This is a genomic window from Paenibacillus baimaensis (assembly GCF_025567575.1).
The window spans coordinates 1-5,257 of the sequence record NZ_JAOQIO010000019.1 but is presented as its reverse complement, the minus strand read 5'-3'; the positions used below and the strand labels follow the sequence as shown (position 1 = coordinate 5,257).

At 40.2% G+C, this 5,257-nt stretch carries 7 protein-coding genes; all 7 read left to right on the top strand.

Features of this window, described 5'->3' with window-relative positions:
- Positions 1 to 399: 399 nt before the first annotated feature.
- The gene (locus OB236_RS08330) at positions 400 to 936 is read left to right on the top strand and encodes a dihydrofolate reductase family protein (RefSeq protein ID WP_213586361.1); all 537 of its coding nucleotides are present in this window, start codon (positions 400 to 402) and stop codon (positions 934 to 936) included.
- A 286-nt stretch (positions 937 to 1,222) separates the two neighbouring features.
- Positions 1,223 to 1,504, top strand: a complete 282-nt coding sequence (locus OB236_RS08325; protein ID WP_262683542.1) for a hypothetical protein — start codon at positions 1,223 to 1,225, stop codon at positions 1,502 to 1,504.
- Between the two features lie 345 nt (positions 1,505 to 1,849).
- The gene (locus OB236_RS08320) at positions 1,850 to 2,764 is read left to right on the top strand and encodes a copper amine oxidase N-terminal domain-containing protein (protein ID WP_262683541.1); all 915 of its coding nucleotides are present in this window, start codon (positions 1,850 to 1,852) and stop codon (positions 2,762 to 2,764) included.
- A 202-nt stretch (positions 2,765 to 2,966) separates the two neighbouring features.
- The gene (locus tag OB236_RS08315) at positions 2,967 to 3,182 is read left to right on the top strand and encodes an integrase (RefSeq protein ID WP_262683540.1); all 216 of its coding nucleotides are present in this window, start codon (positions 2,967 to 2,969) and stop codon (positions 3,180 to 3,182) included.
- A gap of 55 nt (positions 3,183 to 3,237) precedes the next feature.
- Positions 3,238 to 3,750, top strand: coding sequence for a GrpB family protein (locus OB236_RS08310; protein WP_262683539.1), 513 nt, complete (start codon positions 3,238 to 3,240; stop codon positions 3,748 to 3,750).
- Between the two features lie 188 nt (positions 3,751 to 3,938).
- Positions 3,939 to 4,469, top strand: a complete 531-nt coding sequence (locus tag OB236_RS08305; protein WP_262683537.1) for a nucleoside deaminase — start codon at positions 3,939 to 3,941, stop codon at positions 4,467 to 4,469.
- Positions 4,470 to 4,669: 200 nt separating this feature from the next.
- A complete protein-coding gene (locus OB236_RS08300) occupies positions 4,670 to 5,083 on the top strand; it encodes a GNAT family N-acetyltransferase (protein ID WP_262683536.1) in 414 nt (137 codons plus the stop codon).
- Positions 5,084 to 5,257: the final 174 nt, after the last annotated feature.

Sequence of the window (5,257 nt, the reverse complement as noted above, 5' to 3'; positions counted from 1 at the left end):
ACAATTATAATGCAATCGATGAATGTCGGTTGTCAAGAACATTGTCCGAATGAGGTCCACGTAAACCGCGGGCTTTTTTAGTTATCGGATCAAGTTCTTGTCATTTGGCGATGACAAGAACTTGATCCGATTCCCGATTCATGACAAGAACATTGTCCGATTGCCGACAAACAGTAGACTGACCTGTAACTGGCTAAACTAACGGGCAGAATTGTTTAGTTTACCATCTTTCGTTATATTAAATTTGTATTCGGTCAGGCCAGGACTGTGCACATTAGCAATCCATGAGAAACCGGACATGCTTTTGGATGATAAAATGTAGACATAAAGGAGGCTGCATATGGAACGTGTAATCTTGATGATGAATGTGCGAGAAAACCAGGGAGGAGAGTCAGTCGCATGGCAAAGATCGTTTTCGCATTGAACCAGTCTCTGGACGGATTCGTCGACCACGACCACACGGCATTTCAGCCCGACCCCGTGCTATTCCGTCATTTCATCGACGACGTGCGCGGCCTGGCGGGCAGCCTGTACGGGCGCCGCATGTACGAGATCATGCGGTATTGGGACGGAGACCATTTTGAATGGGATGCGCCGGAACGGGAATACGCAGCGGCGTGGCAAAGCAAACCGAAGTGGGTGGTGTCGAGGACGTTAAAGTCCGTCGGTCCGAACGCTTCTCTGATCGAGGGCGACCTCGCAGCGGCCATACGTGGGCTGAAGGCTCAGCATGAAGGGGAGATTGAAGTTGCCGGGCCGGAGTTGGCCCACAGTCTAACGGAGCTCGGTCTCGTTGATGAGTATCGACTCTATCTCCATCCAGTCGTGCTGGGTCACGGCAAGCCGTTCTTCGCCGGTCCGCGGCCGCCGCTGCGCCTCGTGGCAAGCGATCGAATTGGCGAGAAGGTGATCAGGTTGACCTACGTTCCAGCTTAGTTGTGCGTTTGACCCAGCGGCCTAAAGGGCACGTTACTTTAATAGGGATTCTCCGGCTGTAGCGGCAGTCAGAGGATCCCTTATTCTTTAAAATTTGTTCAGTTATGCGAAATGACATAGTTATTTATGGAATTGACGATTGACCTAACGGGATACGATAGTTCAATAACGAGAGGGCAGCCGCATGGCAACCTTTCCTCAACTAACGGGTAAGTTTCTTTAGTATTGCAACTACTCCCATTACCCATATAATGGTAACATAGAGTGGTTAAAGAGGGGGGGGTAAATGAAAGTAAATGAAAAAATAATTAAGATGAATGGTTATTTAGAAGCTATGGCTTTCTTAAATTTAAGACCTAATCATAAATATACTTTTGAATTTATTTGGTTTGACGGTAACAAGTTAAATGAGCCATCGAATTTAGAATATTTAGCAGATTGGTGCTATGAAATAAGAAAGGTACTGTTATCATGGTTTTTTGAGGTATGTGAAGAATATGATATGCCAGAGATACCTATTAAGTTTCAGGAACCTTGTGTTGAACGATCCATTATGAAGGAATTGTAGTTTTGTTAACCCAGGGTCGTGGGGAATCCATATATGAGCTAGGAATGCTTATACCTGCCACTACTCCCTCACTTATGACCCACGGTTCTATATTTGTTCTTGCAGGCATAGCTCTAATTTGTGTTCCTTTTAAATTAAGAAAACTGAAGCTGCTTCAATGGACGAACGGAGAACTATAGTTTAACACAGCGAAAAGGCTGCCTCGCGGCAAGAGCGGCTCTTTGCTATTTCTTCCTTTCCTTTTTCCTTTGGTTTAAGGAACTAATAGGATTATATTCCCATTTAAAGAAACATTTTGATAGTTCAGGAGTCTAATTCTATAGCTCTAGTATGAGGAGAGATGGAATGAAAAAATTTATTTCAGGTCTTGTTTTAGGTCTGGGGATATCGGCAGCTTCGGTAGGCTATGCCTCTGACACGGTACAGATGTATTTATTCAATGCTAGATATATGTTTAACGGGGAGGAGAAAATAGTTGAAGACCCGTATAAGAGTCTGAATTATGAGGGGCATATCTATCTCCCGATTCGTTTTATTGCTGAAAATACCGGTCTGCAAGTAAATTATGATGAGTTATTGCAAACGGTATCGGTTAAGGCAAGCCCTGTGTATATTTCAAAATCATCCGCAATTACACTGGCCAAATCCACCGACAAGCTTAATAATGATGTTCGTTGGGAAGCACAGTTTATCGATATTCACCGCAATGATTCAAATAGCCAGTTAATGGATCGTGCTGTTTGGAAAGTAAACGGTCTGTATCCGGCCAGTAACAAAACGATTGTTACCCTTGACGCGGAGACAGGTGAGCAGTTTTCCTTAACCAAATTAGAAGCGTGGGGAGAGGTTATTCCTCCGACTCCGGACATGGGACTGGTCTATGGATTAGCGGTAAATGCGTTATTGAAAAGCGATCCGGGCTTGACTAGGGAGATGAAATATATTGCAGTCGATCCCACAGGGCTAAAGGATCTTGGGGAAGGAGATATGGAGGAAATTCTTCAATCCTTAAACGGCAATGGCGTACTGGTTATGAAAGCATCCTTCGATGAATTGAAGGCAAAGGGAATGGTGCGTGACGTAAATGCCCTTGAAGGGGTACTTCTGATTGTGGAGAAAGTTGTATATGCAAAAGACAGCATTCTGATCGATGGTTACATATTCAAAACTGGTCTTGCTGCTGCAAGCAGTCGAATTACCATACAGCGAGATGGAGAGGGATGGAGAATAAGCTCGGTCCAAGGAAGAGGAGTTAGCTAGCTGGTAAATATATTTAAGATTTGATCGTTAATCACTTTTGTAGTTTATTGTTAATCTTGCACTACGTGGAAAGCAAATGAAAAATTGGCTGCCTTCTCCACTAACGAATACATAAGCATAGTGATCCAAATGGTAGTATTAGATTAAACCTTCCCAATTCTAGTAAAGCTAGAGGTAACTAAAAAATTGGGAGGGTTTTGTTATGAAATTGAACGATTTATGGAAGTTCTATGAGGCTGATAAACGTATTTTAGGATTCAGCCCGCACACTATAAAGGCTTACTCTCTTCAGTTTAAGATGCTGATCATCGAACTCGGTGATATCGAGATCGAAGAAGTAACAATAAATTTGCTGAAAGAGTATTTGGCCAAGCAATCAGAGAAATTAAAGCCAAGCAGTTTAGGGCATCGAAATTGATTCGTTCGTTCCCTCTAAATTGCCGCTGAGAAAGTTCAGTTATGGGAGGGTTGAAATGCTTGGATTACCAAAAGGTCAGGTTTTTTTAGTTCCTTGGTCAAATGAATGGCAAAAGGAATACTTATTAGAGAAAGATCAGATACAAGAGGTAGTTGGTCAGTATATTTTAGCTGTTCACCACATTGGAAGTACAGCAGTTAAACATTTAAGTGCAAAGCCAATCATTGATATTGCTATTGAAATTAATGAGTTTCAGGATGGTGAAAAGTGTATTACTCCGTTAGAAACACTTGGTTATGCATATAAAGGAACTAATGTCTTACCAGATAGACATTACTTTAATAAAGGTGAACCACGAACACACCAAATTCATATGTACCAAAGTGGAAATAAATATCTATTAGAACAGTTGGCTTTTAGAGATTATTTGAGATATAACGAAACAGCAAGAATTCAATATGAACAACTTAAACAAGATTTATCGACAGTAAATAAAAGTAATAAACATAAATATGCAGATGACAAAACTAATTTTGTTAAATCTATCTTAGACAACATAAAAAAATAATATCACGTGGTTACTCAACGGTTCCGATAGTTGAATGAGGCAGACCGCCACCGCAGTCTGTTTTTTCATTGAAGTAACGGGCAGAATTCTTCAACAGAATGGATGATAACTTAAAAATTTATGGTAAAATACGGGAAATGTTATTATTGTTTTTGAGGATAGCATTAATCGTGAAGGGGAAATAATTTATGCTGGATAATCGTAAATTTTTACTAGAGGCATTTATTGAAGCTGAAAAAGCTAAAGTTGAAGGGACATATCCAATTGGTGCTGTTATTGTTGATTCTGAAGGTACCATTATCAGCAGGGGACATAACAAAGTCTTTTCAGAGTCAGATACTACGGCTCATGCAGAGGTTGATGCAATAAGAGAAGCCGGGACAACAATGCTTGACGTTAAGAATAAGAAATTTCTAAAAAAAAGATACACACTGTATTCAACTTGCGAACCTTGTCCTATGTGTACTTGCTCTATTTTATTATCTTTTAGTATTAGTAGGGTTGTTTGGGCTGCGAACGATGTCGGAATGGGAGCGATGAGAAAGTTTTCGGAAGGACCTCATTTCCTAGAACGATTTAGTAAAATTTCTTTTTCAGCCGCGCCTTTTAGGGATTTAGAGATTCGTCAAAGAAAAATGCTTGCTGAGTTTTTTATTGGAAGAGGCTATTTTGATACGGAGTGGCAATACGACATTGAACCAAACGGAAATGAGGGCTAATTAACCTGTTCATTAGGCTATCGAAGAACGTTAGTGAAACGAACCAGGGAGCAGTTTGCTCAGCGAGAGCTGCTCTATTTTTCAATAAGCTAAACGGCAGGATAGTTCGATCACTTCGCGAATAATTTAAGGATATTTGCGAAATTTGTAAATACACGTTCTGTGAGATCTTAAAATATATTGAAAAAGGAAGTAAAATGATGAATCGCACCTATATTGTAAATCAGCTATCAGAAAGGCATTTTCAAGATTTAATGAACTTATACAATGAAGCGTCATGGACAAAAACAAGAACGAGTGATCAAGTTCGAGAGATGATTGATAACTCGTATATATTTGGTTTATGTGATTCTGAATCAGATCAACTAATAGGATTTACGAGAGTTGTGACAGACTACGTTTTCCGAGCAACGATATATGATGTTATCGTTTTGAAACAATTCCAAGGCGAAGGATTTGGAAGGTTGCTAATCGAAGCGGTCGTTAATAGTACATTAATAAAGGGTATCGAACGCGTTGATTTATTTTGCGCAGATAATAAAGTGATGTTCTACGAAAAATGGGGGTTTAAACAAGTTCCAATAACCACCAATTACATGAGCTTAATGAAGTGAGTACAAAGGATTAATATGAATTGCACAGGAAATGATTCATTCTAATGAATGAAGCTTTCACTCTTACAAACTGGTTGGCTGTGCGATTGAGCAGTTTATATCATATTGTTCAACTCCCTCGGTATGATTTAAATTCCTCACGCAAGCTCGTCTACTCGCAGGATTTCATGGTTT